At 61.2% G+C, this 26666-nt stretch carries 25 protein-coding genes; 18 read left to right on the forward strand and 7 right to left on the reverse strand.

Annotation, left to right across the window (positions count from 1 at the left end):
* Positions 1-42 precede the first annotated feature (42 nt).
* Entirely contained in the window at positions 43-858 is an 816-nt protein-coding gene (locus tag E6C55_RS07870) for an NAD(P)H-binding protein (RefSeq protein ID WP_136369235.1), read from the forward strand.
* Positions 859-1008: 150 nt separating this feature from the next.
* Positions 1009-1815 carry a hypothetical protein gene (locus E6C55_RS07875; protein ID WP_136369236.1) on the forward strand — a complete coding sequence of 269 codons (807 nt, stop codon included), beginning with the start codon at positions 1009-1011 and terminating at the stop codon, positions 1813-1815.
* A gap of 462 nt (positions 1816-2277) precedes the next feature.
* Here the strand turns inward: E6C55_RS07875 and E6C55_RS07880 are convergent, their stop codons facing one another.
* From E6C55_RS07880 to E6C55_RS07890, 3 genes are all read right to left on the reverse strand, one after another.
* Positions 2278-2991, reverse strand: a complete 714-nt coding sequence (locus tag E6C55_RS07880; RefSeq protein ID WP_230986598.1) for a hypothetical protein — start codon at positions 2989-2991, stop codon at positions 2278-2280.
* 141 nt (positions 2992-3132) lie between these two features.
* A complete protein-coding gene (locus tag E6C55_RS07885; RefSeq protein ID WP_136369237.1) occupies positions 3133-4356 on the reverse strand; it encodes an EAL domain-containing protein in 1224 nt (407 codons plus the stop codon).
* Entirely contained in the window at positions 4343-5905 is a 1563-nt protein-coding gene (locus E6C55_RS07890) for a GGDEF domain-containing protein (RefSeq protein ID WP_168735531.1), read from the reverse strand. Before E6C55_RS07890 ends, E6C55_RS07885 begins: the two co-directional genes overlap by 14 nt.
* 199 nt (positions 5906-6104) lie before the next feature.
* Between E6C55_RS07890 and E6C55_RS07895 the strand changes: the two genes are divergently transcribed.
* A complete protein-coding gene (locus E6C55_RS07895) occupies positions 6105-9236 on the forward strand; it encodes an ATP-binding protein (protein ID WP_168735532.1) in 3132 nt (1043 codons plus the stop codon).
* A gap of 29 nt (positions 9237-9265) precedes the next feature.
* Here E6C55_RS07895 and E6C55_RS07900 read toward each other — a convergent pair whose 3' ends face one another.
* Entirely contained in the window at positions 9266-10918 is a 1653-nt protein-coding gene (locus tag E6C55_RS07900; protein WP_136369240.1) for a histidine kinase N-terminal 7TM domain-containing protein, read from the reverse strand.
* Between the two features lie 144 nt (positions 10919-11062).
* Positions 11063-11521 carry a flavodoxin gene (locus tag E6C55_RS07905; RefSeq protein ID WP_136369241.1) on the reverse strand — a complete coding sequence of 153 codons (459 nt, stop codon included), beginning with the start codon at positions 11519-11521 and terminating at the stop codon, positions 11063-11065.
* A gap of 265 nt (positions 11522-11786) precedes the next feature.
* On the opposite strand from E6C55_RS07905, the gene E6C55_RS07910 reads away from it, so the two are divergent.
* Positions 11787-12155: a DUF6864 domain-containing function gene (locus E6C55_RS07910; RefSeq protein ID WP_136369242.1), complete on the forward strand. Its 369-nt coding sequence runs from the start codon at positions 11787-11789 to the stop codon at positions 12153-12155.
* Complete coding sequence (locus E6C55_RS07915) at positions 12148-12465, forward strand: hypothetical protein (RefSeq protein WP_136369243.1); 318 nt, start codon at positions 12148-12150, stop codon at positions 12463-12465. Before E6C55_RS07910 ends, E6C55_RS07915 begins: the two co-directional genes overlap by 8 nt.
* A 40-nt stretch (positions 12466-12505) precedes the next feature.
* Here the strand turns inward: E6C55_RS07915 and E6C55_RS07920 are convergent, their stop codons facing one another.
* On the reverse strand, positions 12506-14392 hold the full coding sequence (locus E6C55_RS07920; RefSeq protein WP_136369244.1) for an AraC family transcriptional regulator: 1887 nt from the start codon (positions 14390-14392) through the stop codon (positions 12506-12508).
* 124 nt (positions 14393-14516) lie between these two features.
* On the opposite strand from E6C55_RS07920, the gene E6C55_RS07925 reads away from it, so the two are divergent.
* The 13 genes from E6C55_RS07925 to E6C55_RS07980 all read left to right on the forward strand — a co-directional run bounded on the left by E6C55_RS07925 (position 14517) and on the right by E6C55_RS07980 (position 25476).
* A complete protein-coding gene (locus E6C55_RS07925) occupies positions 14517-16121 on the forward strand; it encodes a histidine kinase N-terminal 7TM domain-containing diguanylate cyclase (RefSeq protein WP_136369245.1) in 1605 nt (534 codons plus the stop codon).
* A gap of 277 nt (positions 16122-16398) precedes the next feature.
* Positions 16399-16554, forward strand: coding sequence for a hypothetical protein (locus tag E6C55_RS33720; RefSeq protein ID WP_168735533.1), 156 nt, complete (start codon positions 16399-16401; stop codon positions 16552-16554).
* A gap of 748 nt (positions 16555-17302) precedes the next feature.
* Positions 17303-18418, forward strand: coding sequence for an iron-siderophore ABC transporter substrate-binding protein (locus tag E6C55_RS07930; protein ID WP_136369246.1), 1116 nt, complete (start codon positions 17303-17305; stop codon positions 18416-18418).
* A complete protein-coding gene (locus E6C55_RS07935) occupies positions 18411-19451 on the forward strand; it encodes a FecCD family ABC transporter permease (protein WP_136369247.1) in 1041 nt (346 codons plus the stop codon). Before E6C55_RS07930 ends, E6C55_RS07935 begins: the two co-directional genes overlap by 8 nt.
* On the forward strand, positions 19448-20494 hold the full coding sequence (locus E6C55_RS07940; protein ID WP_230986599.1) for a FecCD family ABC transporter permease: 1047 nt from the start codon (positions 19448-19450) through the stop codon (positions 20492-20494). The genes E6C55_RS07935 and E6C55_RS07940 overlap by 4 nt, the downstream gene beginning before the upstream one ends.
* Position 20495: 1 nt before the next feature.
* A complete protein-coding gene (locus E6C55_RS07945; RefSeq protein WP_136369248.1) occupies positions 20496-21299 on the forward strand; it encodes an ABC transporter ATP-binding protein in 804 nt (267 codons plus the stop codon).
* A 107-nt stretch (positions 21300-21406) separates the two neighbouring features.
* On the forward strand, positions 21407-21868 hold the full coding sequence (locus tag E6C55_RS07950; RefSeq protein ID WP_136369249.1) for a DinB family protein: 462 nt from the start codon (positions 21407-21409) through the stop codon (positions 21866-21868).
* 471 nt (positions 21869-22339) lie between these two features.
* Positions 22340-22912: an RNA polymerase sigma factor SigY gene (sigY, locus tag E6C55_RS07955; RefSeq protein ID WP_136369250.1), complete on the forward strand. Its 573-nt coding sequence runs from the start codon at positions 22340-22342 to the stop codon at positions 22910-22912.
* Positions 22893-23309, forward strand: a complete 417-nt coding sequence (locus tag E6C55_RS07960; protein ID WP_136369251.1) for a YxlC family protein — start codon at positions 22893-22895, stop codon at positions 23307-23309. Before sigY ends, E6C55_RS07960 begins: the two co-directional genes overlap by 20 nt.
* On the forward strand, positions 23297-23482 hold the full coding sequence (locus E6C55_RS07965) for a sigmaY antisigma factor component (RefSeq protein ID WP_136369252.1): 186 nt from the start codon (positions 23297-23299) through the stop codon (positions 23480-23482). Before E6C55_RS07960 ends, E6C55_RS07965 begins: the two co-directional genes overlap by 13 nt.
* Positions 23483-23501: 19 nt before the next feature.
* A complete protein-coding gene (locus E6C55_RS07970) occupies positions 23502-23705 on the forward strand; it encodes a PLD nuclease N-terminal domain-containing protein (protein WP_136369253.1) in 204 nt (67 codons plus the stop codon).
* Positions 23706-23707: 2 nt separating this feature from the next.
* Positions 23708-24631 (forward strand): ABC transporter ATP-binding protein, encoded by a 924-nt coding sequence (locus tag E6C55_RS07975; protein WP_136369254.1) that lies wholly within the window; start codon positions 23708-23710, stop codon positions 24629-24631.
* Entirely contained in the window at positions 24628-25476 is an 849-nt protein-coding gene (locus E6C55_RS07980; RefSeq protein ID WP_136369255.1) for an ABC transporter permease subunit, read from the forward strand. The genes E6C55_RS07975 and E6C55_RS07980 overlap by 4 nt, the downstream gene beginning before the upstream one ends.
* Before the next feature lie 85 nt (positions 25477-25561).
* Here E6C55_RS07980 and asd read toward each other — a convergent pair whose 3' ends face one another.
* On the reverse strand, positions 25562-26650 hold the full coding sequence (gene asd, locus E6C55_RS07985; protein WP_136369256.1) for an aspartate-semialdehyde dehydrogenase: 1089 nt from the start codon (positions 26648-26650) through the stop codon (positions 25562-25564).
* Positions 26651-26666: the final 16 nt, after the last annotated feature.

The following is a 26666-nucleotide window of genomic DNA, read 5'->3' on the forward strand; positions in this document are numbered from 1 at the left end:
TTTAGTTAAATATTTAACTTTCTAATCCAAGGAGACGATCCCATGCGTATAGTCCTTACCGGTTCAACAGGCAAGCTCGGAGGATTGATTGTGCAGCAATTGCAATTCCGGTGCCGTCCGGAGGAGATGATTCTCAGCATCAGACGGCCGCAGGGGGCTCAGGCCCAAGCGTATCGGGAGTCCGGCCTGGACGTTCGGTATGGGGACTACGATGTGCCGGAATCGCTCGCACCTTCTTTTGCCGGGGCTGACAAGCTCTTGATGATCTCCTCCCCGAGCATGGACGATACGGCGCGACTGGCCCAGCACCTCTCCGTCGTCAATGCGGCGAAGCAAGCCGGAATCGGGCACATCGTTTATACGAGCCTATTCGCGCCGGAGAAGGGACGGTTATCCGTGCACAAGCTGCATCTGGATACCGAACGGGCGATCAAGGAGTCGCAGCTTCCTTACACCATTCTGAGGAATGCCTATTATTCGGATATCGTGAAGCTTCTGGGCACTCGGGAGGCTGCAGCCAGCGGTATCCTGCCAAGCCCACCGGGGAAGTGGGTGTTCAATACCGCCTCTCGCATCGACCTGGCGGAAGCCGCCGCCAACGTATTGACGGAGGACGGGCACGGGTACCGGACCTATGAACTGACCCCGCCTCGTACCTGGAATCTAGGCAATCTGGCACGTTCCCTTACGGAAGCGACGGGGAGGCGGGTGGTTCACCGCACGGACCCGGGCTATCGGAATGACCTCTACCGAATGCTGCCCTGCTCCGAGATGTCGTTCGTCTCCGGCGATCTGGCCGGGCTGGTCGGACGCCCTCTTCGTTCCGTGGCGGACGAGGTCCGGGATTTGTTCGGTTAGACGCTTAGCCGCCTTGACGGTGCACCGTTGCCATGGTATTATTTACTAAATTTGAAGGCCATGTAACCTTAGGGTTCAACCTCGCGGCAGTGCGCGGTTGGGCCCTTTTTTGGCATTGGCGGCCTTCCGGAGGAAGAGAGGAGAAGGAGTATGGCGGATAAACAGGAGTTGCTGCGGAGAATGGACGACATCGGGCGGTCGCTGGCGGGCCATCAAGGGGCGCATGCGGTATTCGGACTGGGCTCGGTGGGAGTGGAGACGGATCGCATCGACGAGTATTCGGATCTCGATTTTTTTGTTGTTGCGGCAGAAGGGGAGAAGCACCGGTTCATCGACCGTCTGGATTGGCTGGAGGACGTCTGTCCGCTGGCCTACCGGTTCATGAATTGCGAGATGGGTTACAAAATCCTGTTCGAAGACGGCATTTACGGGGAATTCGCGGTGTTCGAGGAGACGGAGCTGGACAGCGCCCTCTATTCGGGCGGCCGAATGGTGTGGAAGCACCCGTCGTATACGAACGAAGCAATCGTCGACGGGCAAGCCGCGATTCCGAGCAATCGCTCGGTGTCGGTCGATCATGTGTTCGGCGAAGCGCTGACGAACCTGTACGTCGGGCTTGGCCGATACCTCAGAGGGGAGAAGCTGTCCGCGATGCGCTTCATCGAGAGCTACCCCATCGACGGCTTGTTGTCGGTGATGCACCTGTTGGAGCCGGAGGTCGACTATTACCCGGATCGGTTCGGCAACGAGAGGAGGGCGGAGCGGCGGTTCCCGAAGTTCGCGAGCGTGCTGGGCGGCATGCTGCAAGGGTACGACCGGATTCCGGAATCGGCCCTGCAGTTGCTGAGCTACCTGGAGAGCTTCTACCCCGTCAATCCGAGGATGTGCGAGGAGATTCGGAAGCTGGCCGAACACGGCATTCGGATGCGGGAAGCAGCCGGGGGCTCGGGGAAGTGAAGATTTGCTGGCGGCTCATCAGCCCTTCGGCGGATGAGATGAAGAAGGGACACAGATGGCGGAGTAGACGCGAATTTTCAACTTCATTTCCGCCATCCGGTGCCAAAATAATGAATATAGTTGGTTTTTCGACTATATTTTGCGGATTTGTTTTTTTAGGCTCGAATAAGATTGAAATTTCGATCATAATCGTCCATTTAGCGCTTCCCGGCTGAATTAAACATGAAATTTCGAGTTTAATCTGCCAAGAGGGGGGGAGTGGAGGAGGCGAGGAGAGGGGCGAACAGGCCTCTCCGATGCCCTCGCGAACGTTCTCATCAATGCCATCATCCATACTCTCAATACCGTTCTAACCTACGCCCCCGTCAATGCTGCAAGTGCCCGCACCGTCACCTCTCCTCGCTGATTCGCCCAACTAACTAACTAACTAACTAACTAACTGTTCTCTTGGAGACAGTATTCTCAGAATAGGTCCGGGCTCTGGACCGTCCCGATATATTCGTAAGTGGTGACTCTTCTGGACGATCCTTTGGCGATGGCTCTGAACTTGCCCTTCTCCACAAGCGTTCGGCAATGTTTGACAACCGTGGTGGGGTGAATCTCCAATTCCTCCGCGGCTTCGGCCGGACGCAGAATTCGATCATGGCGTACTGCGATGCGCATCAATTCCCGCTCCATCCGCGAGTGGCGGTTGTGCCCCGTACTCCCCCGGTTCGTAGACAAGAAATACGGGGCCAGAGCCGATCGCAACGAGGATAAGATAAAATCGGGATTCTCCTTCAGTTCATCCAGAGAGATATAAAACACGAGGTAACCTTGAGTCTGCAGGTAGAGTCCTCGGTTGAGGTCCATTCGATATTTGCTTCGATCGGTACCGTGCGAGCCAAAGTCCATAATCTCGAAGACGATGTACAGAGCGCCAACAAGCCACATGAAGTCGACGAAGTAGGGTCGCCCACGCCAGTCCTTGACCTCATATTCGGGGTGCAAGCCATGCAAGTGGCCGACAAGACGCCACCACACCCGCTCCGCGAACAGCCGATTTCCATATCCGTGCCCACGCTTGAGCGCATCCCTCCGCTCTCCTTTTCTGCGTTTGAGATGATCCCTGATCCATTGCTCGTGTTCCTTCTCGAGGCTCATTCCCTTCACCTCTTCCCATTGGATAAAAAACACAACGCCCCGCCTCCTCCCATTCGGAAGGAAGCGGGGCGTTCTTCGCCTCGCGGTTGAACTGCTATACTCCGTATTGTGCCACAAAACGGTCGCGTACGGCAAGGGGGAGGCGCCATCCCGACCGATTAACATGCCGGCCGCTCAGAGTCTCCAGCCAATCTCCCCCGGGCGCCCAAGCAGATAGCCTTGCGCGTAATTCACCCCCATCGCGAGAAGCTTGTCCAGCTCGTCCTGCGTCTCGACGCCTTCCGCGATCAGGTCGATGCCCATGCGGTCGGCGGTGAGGACAAGGGTCTCGAGGATGTGCGCTTTGTACGAGTCCGTGTGGAGGCCGCTGACGATCGCCCGGTCGACCTTGATGTAGTCGGGCTTCAGCTCGACGACGGACAGCAGCGAGGAGTAGCCGGCGCCGACATCGTCGATGGCGATGCGGTAGCCTTGGCTCCGATAGTGAGCCAGAACGCGCTCCACCGAGCCGAAGTCTTCGATGCTGGACCGCTCGGTAATCTCGAACACGACCTGCTCCGGCGTCAGGCGGTGCTTCCGCAGCAGGTCGAGCGTCCGCCACGGGGTGAATTGCGGGTCGTTGATGATCTGGGGAGTCAGGTTCAGGAACAGCTTCTCCCCGGGGCGCAGCCCGGCGCTGCCGGAGATCGCCTGCTCGCGCGCGAGCTGGTCCAGCGGATAGTCCATGCCGGCGCGCTCCGCGAATTCGAACAAGGGAAGCGGACCGGGGAAGACGGCGGACCCCTGCGGCCGCGACAGCGCTTCGTAGCCAAGCGGCCGCCCTTCGCGGATGTTGACGATCGGCTGGTATACGCAGCGGAGAGCCTTCTCCCCGAGCAGGCGCTCCAATTCGCTTAAGCGGAGCGCTTCGTCCAGCGCATCGGCGTTATGGCTGTTCTGCAGCGCTTCGCGCGTCATCTCGTGGACCTTGAGCTGCGGGTCCCTGCCCCTCTTGAGCAGGCCGAAGGAGCAGCCGGCATGGAGCCTGGCGTTCGCGGCCGCCCCGCGATGCGGACGCATCGTCTTCTCCAGCTTGCCCTTGAACTCCAGGGCAGCCGTCATAAGGGACCGCTTGAAGGGCAGAGGGCCCGAAGGATCGGGCGAGCAGAAGAGCAGAATCAAGTCGCCATGAGCCCATTCGACTCGATAAGGAAGCAGCGGCTCCTCGAAGCAGTCGCGGATGAGCTGCTCGACCCGCTGCTTGGAACGGGAGTCCAAGAGGGTTCTTCTTCTCTCCTCCCCGCTCCAATAAAAGTAGATTAATGCCATCTCTCTGTCCGAGGCCCTTGATATGCTTAGCCCGGGGTACGCTCCCAGCGCCATTCCCTTGTCCTCCTCGCTGTCGTTAAAGCTGTTCACTGAATGACGCCTCGTAGATTGCGTACGAGCTGCCCGGCTTATCCTTCGCGGTCTTCTTGCACGCCGCGGCCCATTGGGACAACTGCTCGTGGCTGACGGCCCGTGAACCGTCCCAGCGGACAACCGCGATGGACAACGATACGCCGGGCTGCTCCACCTTGGTCCCGTGCCGGTTCACCACGGTCATCGGGCGGGCCTCCCCGTAGAAGGCGTCGACGCCTTCATGGAATCTATCGATGAAGGAGCGGCAGCAGGCCTCCGCATCCGAGCGTTCGCTAATGGCGATAAAATCATCCCCGCCGATATGGCCGAGGAATCCGTTCATTCCCAAGGCCCCGTTCGCTCCCAAGGCCCCGTTCGTCCCCATGCTCCCCGGCTTGTCTTCCTCCGATTCTCCGAGCACGGAGCCCAGGGCGGAGGCCGTGTACTTGATCATGTCGTCTCCGGCGCTGTAGCCGTAGCTGTCGTTGAACCACTTGAAGTAGTCGAGATCCGCGTAGTAGACGCTGAAGGGCCGCTTCGCCTTGACGCGGGCTTCGATCTCCCGGCGGATGCTGTCTCCGCCCGGAAGCCCCGTGAGCGGATTGACGCGGCGCGCGGCTTCCGCCTGCAGCGAAGCGAACGATTCGAGCAGCACCTTCACGGTAACGCCGCCGATGCAGTTGCCTCGTTCCGTCACGATCACCGCATCGTACAGTTGGGAATCCGAACGCTTCATGGCGCGCCTGGCCACCGTCTCTACCGGGACGTCCGCTTCCGCGACCAGAGGAGCTCCCTCCATGATCTTGTCGATTGTTCGATGCCAGTACAGCGGCACGCCGAACTTGGATGCCAGCATCCCGTTCAGCCGTTCCCGGGTGACGAGGCCCTGCGGGGCCGTCCCCAGCCCCACGACGATCCCGTGGCAATCGGGATGAGACTCGAACCATTCGGCTGCGGCCGCGACAAGCGTATGGGGAGCCATGACCGGCATCGGAGCCGCCAATCGCCCGATCTCCATGCCGGAGATATCGCGAAGGGGCGCCTCGGCGGCCTGCAATACGCGATCCTTCCCGCTATCCCTGCTCCCGTCACCCTTCTGCTCGCTATTCTCTCTCTCCCTGATCCTCTTCGCGAGCTTGGCCGCATCGGCGTTCAGCGCGGTCTTGGCCAACGACAAGGCGTCCGCGATCGTATCCAGCAGCCGCTGCTCGGCTTGGCGATCGTACGGGCTCGCCCCCGCCGGAACGAAGCCGAAGCCGATCGGGCCGGGCGCTTCGGGCCGCTCGCAGGCGATCTGGCGCAGGTGCGTCTCGGTTCGGGCGAGAACCTCCTCCAGACGCCGCTTGTCTTCGGGCAAGCGGAGGGCGAGCAGCAGCGTCCGGTCGCTTAGCCAGGCCCAGACGATATCCGGCCGGCCTTCCGACCACAGCTTCAGCTTCTTCTTCGGCCATGCCGACGCCTCGGGCGGCAGGCGTCCGGCCAGAAGACCGACGGGCCCCTTGCGCGCTCCTTCCGCAATCGCCCGCACGCGATCCTGATTCAGTAGACTATCCGACCATTTGCCCAATGGCAGTCGCCTCCCTACATATTTCCTATTGTAGAAGAGAAACGTTAACTGTATGTAAGATTTTCCCTCGTAAAATAAAAAAACGTCGAAATCAGTCGAATCGTCCGGGATCATGCGGACCGGCTGCCGATATCTTCTTCGTGAACACGGTGCAATTCCGAAGGAATTCGGGCGATTGCCGTCGAATTCGTAACCTATGATGAGAAGAAGGAAAATCGCGATAATCGTAGCGCTGTATCTCCTCGCCCTGCTGATCGTGCGGTTCGCCTGGATGGTCGTCCAGACGGATTCCGAGCGGGCGGCGGCGGAGAATGGACTGCTGGACCTAAGCCGGTGGAACCCGGCCTCCCAACCGATTCTCTCCCTGTCCGGAGAATGGGAGTTCTATCCGTCCCGGCTCCTGACGTTCGGTCAGGCCGACGGCGAAGGCCCAGCCTCGGCCGGAGTCGTCCCGGAGCTTGTGTCCGTGCCCGGAAACTGGAAGAAGCATCTCGATACGGCTCAAGGGTCCAGCTTCGGCTACGGAACCTATCGGCTGCGCATCGTGCTGCCCGATGGGGCTCTGCCCGAGCTGGCCGTTCGGGTGCCTTCGCTGTCCGTGTCGTCGGCGTTATACGTGAACGGACGTCTGCTCGGCAGCTCCGGCCGCCCGGCGGAGAACGCTTCTTCGTATGAGGCGGACGTCGTGCCTTATTCCGTCCGCATCACGGCTGAAGGCGGCATTCTGGACCTTGTTCTGCAGGAGGCCAACTTCGATGATCGGGTCAAAGGCGGGATGACGACATCGATCAAGCTCGGAACGGCCCATGCGATCGATCGGGCCTATTGGATATCCGCGGGCGCACAGGCGGCGATTATTCTGCTGACGGCGATGCACAGCCTGTACGCCTTCGCCTTGTACTTCATCGGGACTCGGCAGAAGACGCTTCTGATCTTCGCGCTGCTGGGGATGTGCTCGGCGGTGAGCGTCCTTTGCAACTCGGACCTGCTCCTGACCACTTGGTTCGGGGTCGGATTCGAAGCCGCTTATGCCACCTTCTATTTATCCTACTTGGGAGGAGCCGCGCTGCTGTTGCAGTACGTCAGGCACCTGCTCCCCGAAGACGCGTCCCTCCGCCATTCCCGCTGGCACCTCGTCGCCAGCGTTCTCTTCGGCCTGTTCGTCCTGGCGATGCCGGCCAGGGTGTATTCCTATGCGGATTCGCTTCATTCGCTTCTGCTTCTGACGGCGTACGCAGGTGCCCCTGTCTACTTCTACCGCGCGGTTCGCAGAGGCGCTCCGGATGCGATCTACCCGCTGCTCGGCACGGTCGCCCTTGCCTCAAGTCTGCTGTGGGGACTCATCGACACCGCATTCTTGCTTGATTACGGCTTTTATCCGTTCGATATCCTCGCCTTCTTCGTTGCCTTCGCGCTGTATTGGTTCAAGCGGTACTTCCGCAATGCCGACGAGGCCGCCCGGCTCACGCAACGACTGCAGGCGGCCGACAAGCGCAAGGACGAGTTCCTGGTCCACACGTCGCACGAGCTCAGGAATCCGCTCCATGGCATTCTGAACGTGGCGCAGGCCGTGATCGACAGCGGCGAACGGGCAGATGCGGGAGCCAACCGGGAACGGCTCGAGCTGCTGCTCTCCGTTGGCAAGCGCATGTCCTTCCTGCTCAGCGACCTCATCGATCTGAATCGGCTGAGGGAGAACCGGCTGCGGGTGAACCCGAAGCCAATCCGGCTGCAGGCGAGCGCGGCGGGCGTGCTGGACATGGTCCGGTTCATGGCCGAGGGCAAGCCGATTCAACTGGAGCATCGCATTCCGAGCTCGCTGCCGGCGTTATTGGCGGACGAGAACCGACTGCTGCAGATTCTGTTCAATCTTCTGCACAACGCGGTCAAGTTTACGAACGAGGGACGGGTCTGGATCGAAGCGGAAGCCGAAGGCGGCCAGATCGTCATTCAGGTAGCGGATACCGGGATTGGGATGGACAAGGCGACGATAGAACGGATTTTCCAACCTTATGAGCAAGGGGAAGTTCAGGAGGAGACGAATGCGTCGGGATTCGGCCTGGGCCTGGCGATCAGCAAGCAACTGATCGAGCTTCAAGGCGGTCGGCTGACGGTCCGCTCGGCGCCGCATGCCGGCTCCGTCTTCCGATTCACGCTGCCCGCAGCGGAGGCGTCCGAGGAAGAATCGGCGAAGAACGAGGTCGCCGCCGCGTGGCTCGAAGCGGGAGCGGACGAGGAGAAGGAGGAAGGGAAGGAAGAGGCAGCGCCGCCTGGAAGCGGGCCGACAGCCATCGTTCCAAGGCCCGGCGCTCCCGAGGCCGACGATCGCGCACGCATTCTCGCGATCGACGACGACCCGGTCAACCTGCGCATTCTTAAGCATGCGCTCGCGGCGGACCGCTACGAGATTGCCGCGACGACGAGCGGAGCCGAAGCGCTCGTTCTGCTGAATTCGAAGCGGTGGGATCTGGTTATTGCGGATGTGATGATGCCGGGCATATCCGGCTACGAGGTCGCGCGGACGGTGCGCACGATGTTCACTTCCTCCGAGCTGCCGATTCTGCTGCTTACGGCCCGCGACCGGGCCGAAGACATCGAGGCGGGCTTCCGGGCGGGCGCGAACGATTACATCGTCAAGCCCGTCGATACGCAAGAGATGCGAATGCGGGTGAAGGCGTTGACGGACGTGGCCCGCTCATCCCGCGAGCAGAAGCGGCTGGAGGCGGCGTGGCTGCAGGCGCAGATTCAGCCCCACTTCCTGTTCAATACGCTCAATTCCATCGCCGCGCTTGCGGACGTCGACGTGGCCCGAATGCGCGACCTGTTGAGCGCCTTCGGCGAATACTTGCGGGGCAGCTTCGACACCGCCAATTCGGAGCAACTGGTTCCGCTCCGGAAGGAGCTGGATCTCGTTCGCGCCTACCTCTACATCGAGAAGGAGCGGTTCGAGGACCGGATACGGATCGAATGGGAAGCGGACGACCATCTCCAGCTTCTGGTGCCGCCGTTGTCGATCCAGCCTCTGGTGGAGAATGCCGTCCGGCATGGCATTCGGAGGCGGTCCGCAGGCGGCACGGTGCGGATTCGCGTTCGGGAGTCGGGGGACGGGGTGGAGATCGCGGTCGAGGACGACGGAGACGGCCTGGAGCCCGAGCTGCTGGCCCGGGCGCAGCAGGAGCGCAGGTCGCTCGGCCGCCATTCGGGCATCGGGCTGTCCAATACCGATCGCCGGTTGAAGCAGACGTACGGGGAAGGACTTCGTATTCTGAGCCGTCCGGGAGAGGGGACGATCGTCTCCTTCGTTATTCCGAAGCCGTCGTCTTCCCCTTAAGGAAGGCCACCGCACCTGGCGAGCACCGCTCACTCCGCCAGGCAGGGCAGCGCCTCCGCGGCGCTGACGCAATTGCGTCCGTTCCGCTTGGAAGCGTACAGCGCCTCGTCCGCCCTGCCGAGCAAGGAATCGAGCTTCTCGAGTTTATCGAGTTTATCGAATTTATCGAGCTTATCGGATTTATCGAATTTATCGAGTTTCCCGGGCGCACCGCCGCCCGCCCGCGCTTCGGCCGCGCCGAAGCTGGACGTGAGCGCGATCGCTCCCTGCGGCGCTTGCGGCACTTCGAGCGGAGCCGTCTCGATGGCGATTCGCAGACTTTCGGCGAACCTCTGTCCGCCCGCCAAGTCGTACCCCGGCAAGGCAATGACGAACTCCTCGCCGCCGTATCTGGCGAACAGCATCTCCTCCTCCATCCGCCCGCGGCAGACCGAGACGACGTGGCGGATGACCTTGTCTCCCATATCGTGGCCATACGTATCGTTAACCCGTTTGAAGAAGTCGATGTCGAACAGAACGACGGTGAACGGCCGCCCGCCTGAGGCGCACTGCTCGAGCAGCTCCCGGGCGAGACGGACGAAGTGGGTTCGATTATAGATCTGGGTCAGTCCGTCGTAATAGGCTTGATGCTCCAGCTCCGACTGCAGCCGCTTCAGCGCCGTGACGTTGGCCAGGGAGAGCAGATGTCCGGCCTCTTCTCCGTTGGGATGCTTCAGAACGGAGGTTCGAATCTGATAGCAGACGGGGGAGCCGCCCGATACCGTCCAGATGACCTTGTCCAGGCTGCCGTTCGGGAGCAGTCGGATCGAGGCGGGCATTCCCGTCAGCTCGCTCCAGAGAGGGTCGAAGTCCCGTCCGATCATGGAGGCCTGAAGCCCGGGGAAGATGCGCGCCGTCGTCCGATTATAATCGACCAGTCGCTCCGTCGAATCCAGAACGATGAAGCCGATCTCCGTGGTGTCGAAGATCGTCTCCTTGGCGATCGGCACGACGGTTAGTTGCCGATTGGCAAGAAGCGCCCACACATACAGTCCCGAGCTGACCGTCAGGCCGATCGGCACGGGATCGAATCCCGGCGGCAGCAGCTCGAACAAGTAAGCGAGCCCGGCTATCATCGGGGCGGCTTGCCCGCCGATAAGGGCCAGAAGCTGCGGGCGATAGGGCCGGCGCGATTGTCTCCATCTGGCGAGCAGCAGGAAGAAGCAGATCAGCCAGCAGCAGAACACGAAGCTGTTGAAGACGATATACCATTCCGCGACTTCGATGACCAGATGAGGCGAGACCGGGTCGTCGCTTAAGCGGAATTGCTGGTAGAAGTAGCGGTGGCTGTCGTTCGTCGCGAGAATGATCCACGTGACGACGGGCATGGCGAACACGGCCGTCTGGAGAGGCCGGGCGAGCGGCGTGCCCAGGTAGCGGAGAACGATCAGCAGGCCGACGGGGACGGAGAAGGGCATCCCGATATATTCAAGCAGATTCCACCGCTTGATCTCGTCAATCGTTTGGCTGCTCAGCTCGAAGGCATAGCCGAAGCTGTAGACCGCCAGCAGGGCCGAGTACAGGATCAGGAGACGGGAAGTCGGCACCCGGGTTCTTCGCGGGAAGACGTATAGGCATAGGAAGAGGTTAAATATTCCTGTGAGACTGATCGTCGTGATATACATCGTCAAGTGCGAGTTCACCGTGCTCGACTCCATCCTTCATCCATAACTGTCGTTACAAGTAGGTTACCATAGGATACTGTCGCGCGTACGATTTTTTTACAAAAATAGGACTCGATTCGACGGCAGCTCCGGTTTATCCTCGCACGGGATTCTCCCCCTTGTTCACGATTGGCTCGACGGACGGGCATGACGAACGAACTTGCGGCCGTACTCCCGGCATTGCTCCTGCTCCTCCCGGCTCGGTCCGTATTCGATCTTCAGAGAATCCTGAACGATAGTCGCGCCGCGCTGTCGCAGCTTCTCTTCCAGAACATCGACCGCTCCGCAATAAATTCGGTAGCTCATATCCCCGCTGCCGAATACGGCCGCCCGTCGGCCCTCGAGCGCAAGCTCCTCCAACTCGTCCGTGAAGTCCAGGAATTCATCGGGCAGCTCCCCGTCTCCCCACGTATAAGCGCCCAGCAGAAACGCGTCGTAGAGATACAAATCTTCCGCACGACACTCGTCTGCCAGAATCAGCTTGGCCTCCGAGCCTTCGGTGCGGATTCCTTCCGCGATCAGTCCGGCGATGTCCTCCGTATTGCCTGTCAGGCTGGCGTAAACAATCAAGATCGTACTCATGTTGTACTCCTCCTTAAGAGATAATGGGTACTCTCTATTTTATTGATAATGATTATCAACTTCAATAAGCGATTGGTTTTATTTTGAAGTTGGCGGGCATGGCGCCTGCATTATTGGCCGATCTATGGCTGAGTTGCGTTCGCATTCGCGGATTCGCGGATTCACGGATAAGTCGTCATGTCCTCGTCATGTCCTGCCCCGTCCGCTCGTACACTGGATAGGAGGAAGCCTGTACGGAGGGCTTGCCGCAGCGGGAGGGGAAGACATGCGAATTACGTCCGGAGGGTATGAAGCGGTGTACCATGGCAGGGTGTTCGGTTACGGGCTGAATCCGATCCAGATCGTTCTGTCCGAGGAGCGCGACCCGCTCACGTTCGTGTTCAGCATCGAGAATGATCCGGAGCGGGACGACTTCGACACGGACATTCGGCTCGTTCGCCAGGATACGGTGAAGATCGTCTGCGTCAACTTCCCCCGGGGCAAGCCGATCGGCAACCGGGACATGATCCATCTCGGCGTGCTGAACAACCGGAAGCTGAGCCTGCGGTACGAGGTGAACATCCACTACGACCTGTCGACCTGGGTGCTGTCGTTCACGTTCTTCGCGGGAGAGGGGGTTCCGGAGCATGAATAAGCTGGAGATTCAGGACCCGAAGGTGGCCAGCAAGATCATCGCGGCGAACGCGGAGAGCGAGAAGCGCAAGGCGGAGCTGGGGGTGCTGGGGAGATTCTTCGGTTCCGGGGAAAATGTGCGGTTATACATCGTAGGAATGATAGCGCTTCTGATTCTGCTGACCGCGCTGGCGTACACGATGATCCCGGATCGGTATCGCTCGGCGGAATTCGGACTTAAGGAGCTGTGGACGCTGGTGGTGCTGCCCGTGGAATCGACCATTATCGGCTATCTGATCGGATCGAGGTCGGCAAGCTCATCCAACGGCTGAAGAGCCGCGCGGGGGAGTCCCCGGCGGCTCTTCGCCTGCATCACGACTTGATCTCGTTCATCTGGTCGATCAATTCGTCGACGGCCTGGTCGACCAAGTACGGGCCGTAATTCCACTTGTCGCGGGTGACGTTGATGATTCGGCCGTGCTGAACGGCGGGAATCGTCCGGTAGACGGGCTTCTGGATCATCTCCTTGAAGTTCGCCAGCTCCTCGTCCGTCATCTGCGTGAAGAAGTAGTCGGCCGGCTGGGCGACGAACGCTTCTTCCGACAGCGCGGCGCCTCCGTCTGAATATTGCTTCAACTGCTCCGGCATCTCGAAGCCGTAATCCTTGTAGATCAGCTTGCCGAGCGTGCCGCCTTCCCCGCCGATCAGGAACTCCCCTTCGTAATGGATAAACGTGATCGCCGTCGTGCCGGGAGCCAGCTTCACGTCGATATGGTCGCGAATGCGCTGCAGCTTCTCCTCGAACTTGGCGATCCAGGCTTCCGCCTCGTCCTGGCGATTCATGATGTCGCCCATGTCGCGCAGCGTGTTGACGACATCCGGGTCCCCGCCCCAGGCGACCGCGATTGTCGGGGCGATCTTGCCGTAGTTCGCATAGCTGGCAGGATCGAAGTAGTCCGGCACGACGATCAGATCGGGCTGCAGCGCCGCGATCGTCTCTTCGCTGCCGAGTCCTTCTCCGATATTGCTCACGCCGGCCAGCTCATCGGGATATTGCTCCAGCGTTCCTTGATCGGCGCCGACCGGCTTAAGACCGAGCGGAAGGAGGTAGCCTCCGTACACGACGACGACGGCTCTCTGCGGCGCGGCGGGAATCTCCACCCGATTGCCGAGAGCGTCCGTGTAGGTTCTTGTCCCCGACTCCGCAGCTTGTCCCGTCTCTTCCGATGCGCCGGGCACGTTGTTCGTTCCGGACCCGCCGCACGCGGCCAGCAGCAGGGAGAAGGCGAAGAGCAGGCTTGCCGCCAAGGTAGGCTTTAACGTTCGATTCAATGCGTTCACACCCCATGTCACTTGTTGATAATGATTATCACTAAGACTATCAACACTATAATCGCCAGCGGCAGGCGGGGCAATGAACGAATTGGACGTCAATGTCGGACGAATTGAACCTTGCAGGCCGAGCAGCCGCATCCGGTATTGGACCGGCGTGACTCCCGTCTGCTTCTTGAACAGCCTCGTAAAATAATACATATCCGAGTACCCCACGCTCTCGGCAATGTCGCGGATGGAGACGTCGGTCTCGGCCAGCAATTGCTTGGCACGGTTCATTCGGGCGTGAACAAGATGGGAGAGAGGGCTTCGCCCGTACTTGCGCCGGAACACCCGCGAGAGATAGTGCGGGCTGTAATGGAACGTCTGGGAGAGCGTCTCCATGGAGATCGCTTCGCGCAGACGGCTGCGGATATAATCGGCAATCTCGTCGGCCAGTTGAGGCTTGGCGGGCTGCTCGGCATCTTCGTTCAACTGGCGGAATTGCTCGTGTACGAATTGGTAGAACAGGCCGAACGCTTGAAGCTTGTCCAGCTCGCCGCCTTCCGTCCACAGCGGGTGCATCCGCTCCAAGAGCTGGCGAAGGAGCCAGGGACGGCCCGCCTGGTAGTGATAGCGAAGAGAGTGCGCCGGCGTTCCGGACGCAAGCTCCAGCGGCTTATACAGAATCAGATAGTATTCCAGGGGCGGCCGATCGCTCCCGACAGACAGGCTGTCGCCGCGCACGCCGTGCAGCATCAGCTCGCGCCCGTTCGCCGTTCGCCCGCCATCGAGACGGATCGCGGCCTCCCCGCGGGAGACGAACAGGAACGCGTTCGCCGGCAGGCGATAAGGAGGTTCGCTTCCGGGCTGAGGCGCAATGCGCCGAATGTCCAGCAGCTTGACCGGCACCGTTCTCCAATCGCCAATCGCTCCCGCCTTGTCCATGCTCGCAGCCCCCTTTTGTGCCCGCAATATCGTCTTTAGCGATCATACCATTCCGCCTGGTCCTATGTTACCATAATGTTGCTTCCCGCTAGACACATAGAACGGATTGGAGAGATTCCCGCTCGTGGACTCCTACCTGACGACATTCGTAACGCTGGCCAGCACATCGGCCGTGCTGAACCTGTTCCTGTGCGCCTTCGTGTTCCTGAAGCGTCGGGATTACGGGGAACTGGCTTCTTCCTTCATTATGAGCGCGGCTGCAACCACGATTTATGCCTTCGGATACGCCTTCAGCCTGACTTCTTCGACACTTGGGCAATTGAAGTTCTGGAACGTCGTTCAATATATCGGGATGCCGTTCGCACCGCCGCTCGGGCTGCTGTTCGTCATGCGCTACCTCGGGAAGCGGGTCCCCAAGCGGGGGATGGCCGCGCTTCTTGTCATTCCCGTGCTCAGCCTGCTTATCGACGCCACGAACGATCTTCATCACCTTCAGTATGCGGTTTACGAGACGGACCCGGCCCGCGGGGCCCCTTATGTTCATATCGAATACGGCATCTGGTTCGTTATTCAGGGGATTTTCCTGTTTAGCTGCATGTTGGCGGCGTTCCTTCTGCTGCTGGCTCGCTGGAAGGAGACGACCCGGCCTTACCGGCCGCAATTGCTCTCGCTGCTGTGCGGGCAGCTCGCACCGATGCTGACGGCTTTCCTCTACCTGGTGGGGATTGCGCCGGAAGGGATCGATACGGTGCCGATGGTCGTCTGGATCTCCTCGGCGATGTTCCTCTGGGCGATCGTGTCCTCGCATATGCTGACGATCGTTCCGATTGCGAAGGAGACGATCTTCCACAGCATGAACGACGGCGTGCTTGTGCTCGACGGCCAGGACCGACTGGTCGAATTCAACAACGAGGCGAAGAGCATGCTGGAAGGGCTGGACCGCTCCATGCTTGGACAACCTCTGGGGAAGGTATGGGCCGCCCTGTTCGGCACCGCCTTCCCGTTCGCCTCCCCGGCTCGGTCGGATAATGGGGAGCTCAGCCTGACGGTTCAGGGAACGGAGCGCATCTATCAATCGCGGGTGGCCGCTCTGCGGCGTTCCGGCCGGCAGGGCGAAGGTCGGCTGCTCATCTTCACCGACATTACCGAGCTCAAGAGACTGCAGACCCGGCTGGAGCATCTGGCCTATTATGACGAGCTGACGGGCATCTACAACCGGCGCGCGTTCTTCGAGCGCTGCCGGGCCGGCTTCGCCGAAGCGCGGAAGGAAGGGGAGCCGACGGCGGTTCTTCTGATGGACATCGACTTCTTCAAGAAGGTCAACGACACGTACGGCCACGACACCGGCGACCGGCTGCTTGAGCACTTCGTCGCGGTGTGCCGGGCTTGCTTGTCTGAGGACGCCGGCCTGTCGGAGGACATGCTGTTCGCCCGCTATGGGGGCGAGGAATTCGTGCTGGCGCTGCGCGGGTTCTCGCCGGAGGAGAGCGTGGCTCTGGCGAATCGGGTGCGCGAGCGGGTCGCGGCGAATCCGCTGCTCACCGCCGAGGGCGAGATCGCCGTCACGTCGAGCATCGGCATCTCCGTATCCGCAGGCGAGCAGGAGGAGACGCTGCGGCAGCTTCTTCAGCGGGCCGACGAGGCTTTGTACGCCGCCAAGCGGAGCGGGCGGAACCGTTCCGTGTTGCACGAGGGTGCGGCGACGGCTCCCGCATCTTCCGCGCAATAAGACGGGGGGCCAGGCGGGGATGGTGGGGAGACGGGATGGCGGGATGGGTGGGATGGACGGATTGCGCGGCATAAGCGGGGATGTTACGGGACGAGCGGGATGAGTGGACTGGCGGGGATGGGCGGATTGGGCGAGATGAGCGGAACGAGCGGGATGGATGGGATGGGCGGATCGAGCGCGATGGGCGAGATAAGTGGGATGAGCGAAATTAGTGGAATGAGCGGATGGGCGGATTGGGTGGGACGAGTGGAGCGGGCGGGAGGGCGGACTGTGCGGGATGGACGGGATGAATAAGCTTCCCACGCAATGGGGCCACGCGGCCGCGAAGCTGATGGAGCTTCGCGAGGCCACCGAATCACCGTCGCTTCCGCTGATCACCACCGAATTTTATGTGAAAATTCACATTCGCGCAGCTCGATATCGGGCACTTTGAACGATTATATGTGAAAAATAGCGTATATGGAGAAAATTCCGTCCCGAAGTGCCGGATATATGTGAAAAACCACATAAAACGCCGCGATTGCCTCCCTATCCAAGCTGACGAATGTGAAAAATCACATAAAATCGCAAAAGTCATCCAACCAGAGGCGCAAATAGCGCAGCAGGAGAGCGGACAGCCTCCCCGACCAGCTCCCGAGATCCCCAACCGCAAGCTGATCTTGAAATTTTAATCCTGATGGCTCGGCGCAGACCTTATCGGGTCGCACGAGTCGTTTTTGGATGGAGTGGAGTCTCGGCCATTCTGTAAAAGAAGGGGTGTCCAGAAGCGTTGGGGACACCCTTCTTGGCGCGCTTCCGTTCCGACCGAGCTCCTCCAACCGCCCGCCTCGACCGCATTCGTCCAACCGCCCTCCTTCAATCACGCCCCTCCAACCGCGCTCCCCGCCCGTCCGCCCTCGACCACGCTTCCCCGACCGCGCCCCCTTCAACACATTATCCTCACCCGCACTCCTCCGCAACAATCCACATTTCTCCGCGGACTTTCATTGACAACCCGTGCGCTTGGTTTTATAATGACCATTGGAATGATAATCATTATCAATCGACTAAAGGTGTCTTCGGAGCCCCAATTGGTGCCGAAGCGGCTCTGTGTCGGTGACGGATAGGATAAGGCGATTCGATTCGCTCCTTCTCCTTATCCGACATTCTAAAAAAATATAAGAATAGGGTGGGTCTGCACAATGAATACGCAACGGAATACCAGACGCAAAATCGCACTGCCAACAATGTTCGCTTCTCTTGCCCTGATGCTTCTCCTCGCCGGCTGCGGCGGGAACAACAATAACAACAACGGCAGCGCATCGCCTTCCGCTTCTCCGAGCGAGAGCGCGCCTGCCAGCGCGTCGGCTTCGTCGGAGGCTTCCGCTTCCTCGGAATCCGCTGTTCAATACCCGCTCACCATCAAGCACGCTCTCGGCGAAGCGGTCATCGAGAAGAAGCCGGAGCGCGTCGTCACGATCTCGTGGGCGAACCAGGACGTGGCGCTCGCTCTCGGCGTCGTACCTGTAGGCTTCTCGGAAGCCAACTACGGCGTCCAGGACGGAAGCGGCCTGCTGCCTTGGACGAAGCAGAAGCTCGAAGAGCTCGGCGTAACGGCTCCGAATCTGTTCAAGGATACGGACGGCCTGGACTTCGAGGCGATCTCGGACGCGGAGCCGGACGTCATCCTCGCCGCTTACTCGGGCATTACGCAGGAAGACTACGCGACGCTGAGCAAGATCGCTCCGGTCGTCGCTTATCAGACGACCCCGTGGGTAACGAGCTGGCGCGAGCAAATTCAGTACGATTCCTTGGGGATGGGCTTGCAAGCGGAAGGCGAGCAGCTTATCAAGGACACCGAGAAGTTCATTGAAGAGAAGGTCGCCGCGTATCCGGAGCTTCAAGGCAAGACGGCTGCGTTCGCTTACATCTCTGCGGCGGATCTGTCCAGCTTCTACGTCTACACGCCGGGCGACCCTCGCGGGGACTTCCTGACCGATCTGGGGATGAAGTACTCCGAGAACGTGACGAGCAAGGTTGAGGCCGGCAGCTTCTACCTGACGGTCAGCGCCGAGAACGCCGACATCCTGAACGACACCGACATCATCGTGACGTATGGAGACGACAAGCTGCTCGCGGCGCTTCAGGCCGATCCGCTGCTCGGCAAGGTTCCGGCTATCGCGAACGGCGCCGTTGTCGTGATTGGCGATGGCACCCCGCTCGCAGCCTCCGGCACCCCGAGCCCGCTCTCGATCCAGTACACGCTCGACGAGTACCTGGGCCTGCTCGGAGAAGCTGCCAAGAAGGTCAATGGCTAATCTGACGGCTTCTCAAGACAAGCCGCAAGGCACGCAGGTGCCGAAGCGCTTCGCGATCGTTCTGATTGTCGGTCTGATCGCGCTCGGCGTCTGCGTGCTGGTGTCGCTGGCCTTCGGCTCGCGGGCCATGGGGCTGAAGGAAGTGCTGGACGGACTGTTCCGCCCGGAAGTCGATTCTTACAGCGCAAGCGTCGTTCAGAAGAGAATCGGCCGAACCGTCTTCAGCCTCCTGGCCGGAGGAGCGCTCGGCGTCTCCGGTGCGCTGATGCAAGCGGTCACCCGCAATCCGATCGCCGACCCGAGCATTCTGGGCGTCAACACCGGCGCCACGCTGTTCGTCGTCGGCGGGATCGCATTCTTGAATATCGGCTCGGCGAATGAATATATCGTTCTGGCCTGCATCGGGGCTGCGATTACCGCAATCTTCGTCTTCGGAGTCGGCTCGCTGGGACGCGGCGGAGCGACGCCCATCAAGCTTGTGTTAGCGGGGGCGGCCACCAGTGCGGCCCTCTCTTCGCTTATCAGCGCCATTATGATTCCGCGCGCTCAAGTGATGGATCAATTGCGTTTCTGGCAAGTGGGCAGCGTCGGGGCGGCTACTTGGGACGATATCGCCGTGTTCTCGCCCTTCCTGATCGTCGGCATCCTGATCGCCTTCGTCACGGCTCCCGCGCTCAACGCGTTGGCGCTCGGAGATGAGGCGGCGACCGGACTCGGCGTGCGGACGGGAGTTCTGCGTCTCGTCGCATCGGCGGCCGGAGTCGTGCTGTGCGGCGCCGTAACCGCGCTGGCGGGGCCGATCGGCTTCGTCGGGCTGCTTGCCACTCACCTTGTCCGCCTGTTGATCGGCCCGGATCAACGGTATTTAATCCCCATGTCGGCCTTGGCCGGCGCCGTCGTCCTGACGGTGTCGGACGTCATCGGCCGTATTCTCGGAAGCCCCGGAGAACTGGAAGTCGGCATTGTCACCGCATTCGTCGGGGCGCCGATTCTGATTCTACTAGCGATGAGATCGAAAGTGCGATCCTTATGATGAATAACCTTACGACGAATAATACGATTGCGTACATTATGGCCGGCAGGCGGCAGAGAAGCCGCCGATATTGGGGGGTTACGACCGTTCTCGCGGTCATCTCCTTGCTGCTGTGCTTCCTTATGCTCTACTTCGGGAATACGATCTATTCGATCGACAAGATCGCCCGGGTGCTGGGGGGAGAGCAGATCAAGGGCGCGACCTTCGCCATTCATACGATCCGGCTGCCGCGGATGCTGGCGGGGCTGTTCGCCGGCTTCGCCTTCGGCGTGGCCGGGCACATCTTCCAGACCATGCTGCGCAACCCGTTGGCGAACCCGAACGTCCTCGGCATCACGACCGGCTCGAGCGCTGCGGCCGTCTATTGTATCGTTATCCTGCATACAAGCGAAGCGGTCGTCTCCGTCGTCTCGGTGGCGGCCGGGCTGGTGACGGTGACGCTCCTCTATCTATTGTCCCGCAGGCGAGCCTTCTCGATCGGACGATTGATTCTGGTCGGCATCGGCCTCGACGCCATGCTCAGCTCCGTCATCACGTACCTGCTTCAGAAAAGCGCCTCCCAGGACGTTCCCGCCGCCTTCCGGTGGCTGAGCGGCAGCCTCAACGGCTCCAAGCTGGAAGAGCTTCCTCCGCTGGTGATCACGGTTCTTGTGCTCGCCCCGATCATTCTTCTGCTTGGGAAGCATCTCAGCCTTCTGGAGCTGGGCGAGCAATCGGCGTCTTCCCTTGGCATCCATACGGACCGCACCCGAATCGCGTTGATTCTGTGCTCCGTGTGCATGATCGCGATGGCTACCGCGACGACGGGCCCGATCGCCTTCGTGTCCTTCCTGGCGGGCCCGATTGCGAGAAGGCTGGTCGGCGTGGGCCATACCAACATTATTCCTGCGGGTCTTGTCGGCGTCATTCTGGTTCTGGCGGCGGATTTAATCGGACAATTTGCGTTTGAGACCAGATTCCCCGTAGGCGTCATCACCGGCATTCTCGGAGCGCCTTATCTGATCTTCTTGCTTATCCGAATGAATCGAAAGGGAGATTTCTAACATGAAGCCGACCCATCAGTTCCTGGCCGAAGATACCGTCGCGGGATACGAGCACAAAACCATTATTCACGGAGTCAGCCTCTCCATTCCGAGCAACAAGATAAGCGTCATTATCGGAGCGAACGCCTGCGGCAAGTCCACGCTGCTCAAGACGATGGCCAGGCTGATCAAGCCGGAATCCGGGAAGATCACGCTGGACGGCAAGCCGATCGATAAGTTCGCTCCGAAGCCGCTGGCGAAGGTGCTCGGCCTCCTGCCGCAATCTCCGATCGTGCCGGAAGGGATAAGCGTCTCCGATCTGATCGGGCGCGGCCGCTTCCCGCACCAATCCTGGCTCGGCGGCTGGACCAAGAAGGATTACGAAGCCGTCGCCGAAGCGATGGAGATCATGAAGATTACGGAGCTGGCCAACCGGAATATCGACGAGCTGTCCGGCGGCCAGAGGCAGCGCGTCTGGATTGCGATGGCTCTGGCACAGCAGACCGACATCCTGTTCCTCGACGAGCCGACGACCTTCCTGGATATTACGTACCAGGTCGAGATTCTCGACCTGCTCACCGACCTGAACCGCAAGCACGGCACGACGATCGTCATGGTTCTCCACGACATCAACCTGTCCGCCCGGTATGCCGACTACATCTTCGCGCTTCGCGAAGGCAAGCTGCTGGCGGAGGGCGAGCCGTCCGAGGTCATCACGAGCGAACTGATCAAGGACGTGTTCGGTCTCGATTCCACGGTGATCAGCGATCCGGTGTCCGGCTCTCCGCTGATCGTGCCGATCGGCCGCCATCACGTTGTGAAGTAGAACCGCCGAAGCCTCTTGTTATGTGCATGATAAAGTTTTCCGATCGTTCCGGGCCTTGTATCTCTTCCGAATCTAGTATAGGTTGGAGGAAAAGGAGGCCGATGGCGATGGAGACGTTACGAAGAATGGTTCGGCATCTGTTCTGGGCGGACCGCGAGCTGGCGGCCGGGGTAGAAGCAAGCGGCGGCGACAACCGCGAGGCGCTTCGGCTGCTGCGGCATGTCGCAATCGCGGAGAAGGTGTGGCTCACCCGGCTGAACGGCGGAAGCAGCGTGTCCCTGCAATTGTGGAGGGACGATGCGGAGCTTGGCGAGATCAAGGCCTTGTTCGCCGACAACGAGCGGGGGTACGATGAATACCTGGATACTCTGAGCGAGGATCGGCTGGACGACATGATCTCGTACACGAATCAGAGCGGAACCGGGTTCCGCACGTCGATCCGGGACATTCTGACCCATGTCGCCCTGCACGGCCAGTATCACCGGGGACAGATCAATCGCGCCATCCGGCAATCGGGCGGCGAGCCGAGAGGTCTGGACTTTATCCTGTTCTCCAGGCTAAGCGAATAGCAACGAGTAGAAGGCCGGCAGGCTGCGCAATGGCGCGGTCCGCCGGTTTTTTGTGTCGATTGGGGTGGGGCTGCGGAATTTTATGCGCAAAATCACATTGGAGCGGCTCGATAGCGGGTGGTTTGGACGATTATATGTGAAAAATAGCATACATGGACAAAATTCCGGCTCGAGCTGCCGCATATATGCTAAAAATCACATAAAACGCCGCAATTGCCCCTCAATCCGCGCCGACGAATGTGAAAAATCATATAAAATCGCAAAATTGCTCAAACCACGAAGGTCGAATGGCGGCGCGTCGGGGGCGGGGGGAACAGAACGGGCAACCTTGCCTCCAAATTCGCCGTGAACTTATTCGCTGTCTCGAGCGTCTTAGGACCGAAGGCGAACGATCGAAGCGGCGCCGCTGACGAGATACAAACCGGCGATTGCCGAAGCCGACGACATTGCCCGAGAGGAGCACCGCACGACATGAGCGCGAACGAGCTTGAAGCCTCCGTCCCGTCCGCCGCATCCGCCGCCCGTATCCGGCTTGCCGTGCGGGGCGATGCGAAGGCGCTGGCGAGCCTGCTGCAGGACCATTATCCGATGCTGTACCGATACATGCTCAAGGTTGCGATGAACAAGGCGCTGGCCGAGGACCTCGTGCAGGAGACGATGCTGAAGGCGATCGAGCGGATCGGCACCTTCCGGGCGACGGCGAAGTTCTCGACCTGGCTCATCTCCATCGCGACGAGGCTGTATATGGACGAGCAGCGCCGCAAGGGACGGGAGCGCAAGTGGCAGACCGGGGAGCAAGCCGTCCAAGCGATCCGGTTCGAGGCATCCTTGGCGCAGGAGGATTGGCCGCAGGCGCTTGACGCACTCTCGGGGCTGCCGCCGGACGTTCGCGTACCGATTCTGCTGAAGCATTACTACGGCTATTCCTACGAGGAGATCGCGCGGTGGCTCGACATTCCGATCGGGACGGTCCGCTCGCGGCTGCACAATGGCTTAAACCGATTGCGAAGGGAGTTGAACGACGATGACGAAGCGCGGACGTGAGCGGGAGACCGACGGCGACTTGGGGGGGAACGCGGGCCCAAGCAGGACGTCCGGGGAGCAGAGAGAGACGGAGGCGGAGGAGGCGAAGGCGTTCGAGGAGCTGCTCGGCGACTCGTTGAGGGGCTGGGACGCCAGAATCGAGCCGTCCGTTCCGCATCTTCTGGAGCTGGAGGAGCTCGTCTCCAGCCATCGCGAGGAGACCCGGCGCAAGCTGCGGCGCGAGCTGGCGAAGCTGTGGCTGCTCGGCCTGCCGATCATTGTCGGCATGCTGATGCTCTTCCGTTGGAACGCGATCGTCTTCGCGATCGCACAGGGAGCCGCGGTGACGGGCGCCATCCTCTTCCTGGCCGTCGACTCGCGCCGGAATCGGGAGGGCAAGCGCCGATGGAGCTCCTAGACATGGCTGTTCTGGCGGGAGCCGTCCTGATCCTGCTCGGCCAGTCCACCTGGCTGTACACCGACGCGCGCGGCCGCAGCCGTTATCCGTGGTTCTGGGCGATCTGGGGGCTGATCCAGTGCCCGATGCCGCTGATCTTCTACTGGTTGATCGTACGAAGGAGAAAAAGGTAGCCAAGGAGGCCAACTTGCAATGGACAATCTGACCCAATCGCAATGGATATCGCTGCTCGTCCCGCTGCTTGTCCTGCAGCTTGCTCTAATGATCACCGCGCTGGTCGTTCTGGTCAAGGCGGAACGAACGCGGGGGCCGAAGTGGCTGTGGGCTATCATTATCGTAATTGTTAATCTGCTCGGTCCGATCGCGTTCTTCCTGTTCGGCAGAAGGGCGGACTGACAATGGCGCTGCTGACCGTAGATCGGCTGACGAAGCGGTTCGAGGGAGCGCTTGCGGTGGACGAAGTCGGCTTCTCCGTCGGAGAAGGCCGCTGCGCCGCGCTGCTCGGACCGAACGGCGCAGGCAAAACAACGACGATCCGAATGCTGACGGGGCTGCTTGCTCCGACCGCCGGAACGATTGCGCTCGAAGGGATGAAGCCCGGCCAGGATCGCCGGGAATGGATCGGCTACCTGCCGCAGCACCCGGCGTTCTATGGCTGGATGTCGGGACACGAATTCCTTGTCTGCGCCGCACGGCTGTGCGGGCTGTCGAAGAAGGAAGCGGCAGAGCGCAGCGGCGAGCTGCTGGAGCGAGTCGGCCTCGGCGCAGCGGGCAAACGCCGGATCGCCGGCTATTCCGGCGGGATGAAGCAGCGGCTCGGCCTCGCGCAGGCTCTGATCCACCGGCCGAAGCTGCTCATTCTGGACGAGCCCGTCTCCGCGCTCGACCCGATCGGCCGGCGCGAGGTGATGACGCTGCTCGGCGAGCTGAAGAGCGAGACGACCGTGCTCTTCTCGACGCACGTTCTTCCGGATGCGGAGGAGCTGTGCGACGACATCCTCGTCATGGCCGCCGGACGGCTCGCCGCGGGAGGCTCGCTCGCGGGCATTCGCGAGCGGAATCGCCAGCCGGTGCTGTCTCTGGAGACGGAAGGGGACGCCCGGTCCCGGGCTTGGCTGGCGGCCTGGCTGAAGCGGCTGCCGGATGGGTTCGAGACGGCTTCCGCAACATCGACGGGAGCCCGGCTGGTCGTCCGCGATCTCGAGGCGGCGCGGCGGACGGTGCTGCGCGAGCTGGCGGACGAGAACGTCCGCGTGACGAAGCTGGAGGTCGGCTATACGACACTCGAGGATCTGTTCCTGAAGGCGGTGGGGAGCGCATGAGCCTGAGCCTGAAGATGAAGATGAAGATGAAGATGAGTACTGGCATGCAGAAGTGGCTTGTCCTGTTCCGCAAGGAGTGGCTCGAGATCGTGCGCAGCTATCGCATTCTGTGGCTGCCGATCGCCTTCGCCGTGCTCGGCGCCTCGCAGCCGATCACCTCGTTCTTCATGCCCGACATCCTGGCGAGCGCGGGCAACCTGCCCGAAGGCACGGTCATCTCCATTCCCGCGCCGACGCCGCCCGAGGCGCTGGCCGGCGCGCTGTCGCAATTCGGCGCCATCGGCCTGCTGCTCGTCGCGTTATCGTCCATGGGAGCCGTCTCGGGGGAGCGGACCAGCGGCACATCCGCGATGATTCTTGTCAAGCCGGTGCCCTTCGCTTCCTTCATCACCGCGAAGTGGGCGGCGCTTGTCCTGCTCGCGTCGCTCTCGCTCGCCGCAGGCTACGGCGCCGCCTGGTACTACACGGAGACGCTCTTCGGCTCCGTCTCCTGGCGGGACGCGCTGCCCGCCGTGCTCCTGTTCGCGCTGTGGATGAGCTTCGTCGGCACGCTGACGCTGCTCTTCAGCGCGCTTCTGCGAAGCGCTGCGGCCGCCGCCGCGGCGGCGCTGGCGACGGCGGCGGCGCTCTCGCTCTCGGCAAGCTCGCTGCCGTTCGAGCAGAGCTGGAACCCCGGCCGCCTGTCCGCACTCGCGGCCGGGAGACTGGTCGCCTCTGCCGCATCGCCGGCAGGCGGCCAGACCGCCGGCGACGTCTGGCTGACCGTCGCCGTCACGGCGATCGCCATGCTCGCCGCGCTCTTCGCCTCGGCTCGCGCCGTCAGGCGCAGGCCGGCCGACGCCTAGCCGCCCTATACAAGAAGGCCGGAGCCCTCGATTCGAGGTCTCCGGCCTTTGCCGCCCTTGCTTATGGCTTTGCCTTGAGGTGCCCTTACGCCTTCGCCTTGATGTACCCTTCCGCCGTCAGCAGCTCGGCGATCAGCACCGCGCCGCCGGCCGCGCCGCGCAGCGTGTTGTGGGAGAGGCCGACGAACTTGAAGTCGTACAGCGAATCCTCGCGCAGACGACCCGCGGACACCCCCATGCCCCCTTCGAGGTCCCGGTCGAGGTTCGTTTGCGGACGATTTTCCTCTTCGAAGTAGGTGATGAATTGCTTCGGCGCGCTCGGCAGCTCAAGCTCCTGCGGGCGTCCCTTGAAGCTGTTCCAGCGATCGAGAATCTCTTCCTTGGACGGCTTCTGCTCGAAGCTGACGAACACCGTCGCGAGGTGGCCGTCCGTGACCGGCACGCGAATGCATTGGGTCGTGATGTGCGGCTCGCTCGCCTTGACGATCGCCCCGTTCTCGACCGTGCCCCAGATGCGCAGCGGCTCCTGCTCGCTCTTCTCTTCCTCGCCGCCGATGTACGGGATGACGTTGTCGAGCATCTCCGGCCAGTCCTTGAAGTTCTTGCCCGCGCCGGAGATCGCTTGATACGTGGATGCGACGACCGTCTTCGGCCCGAATTCCCGGAGCGCGTTCAGCATCGGAACGTAGCTCTGGATGGAGCAGTTCGGCTTGACGGCGATGAAGCCGGTCTCCGTGCCGAGGCGCTTGCGCTGCGCTGCGATCACCTCGAGGTGGCTCGGGTTGATCTCCGGAATGACCATCGGCACGTCCGGCGTCCAGCGGTGCGCGGAGTTGTTCGAGACGACCGGCGTTCCCGTCTTGGCATAGGCTTCCTCAAGCGCCTTGATCTCATCCTTCTTCATGTCGACGGCGCAGAAGATGAAGTCGACGTCCGCGGCGACCTCTTCCACCTTGGAGGCGTCCTGCACGACAATCGCCTTGACGTCCTCCGGAATCGGAGTGGACAGCTTCCATCTTCCTTGCACGGATTGCTCGTAGGTCTTGCCGGCCGAGCTTGCGCTCGCCGCGATCGCGGTCACCTTAAACCAAGGGTGACCGTCGAGCAATTGGATGAAGCGCTGCCCCACCATGCCCGTTCCCCCGACGATGCCTGCCTTCAATACTTGCGTCATTGTATTCACGATCTCC

Origin of the sequence: Cohnella fermenti (assembly GCF_004801405.1) — a bacterium.
GTDB lineage: Bacteria > Bacillota > Bacilli > Paenibacillales > Paenibacillaceae > Cohnella > Cohnella fermenti.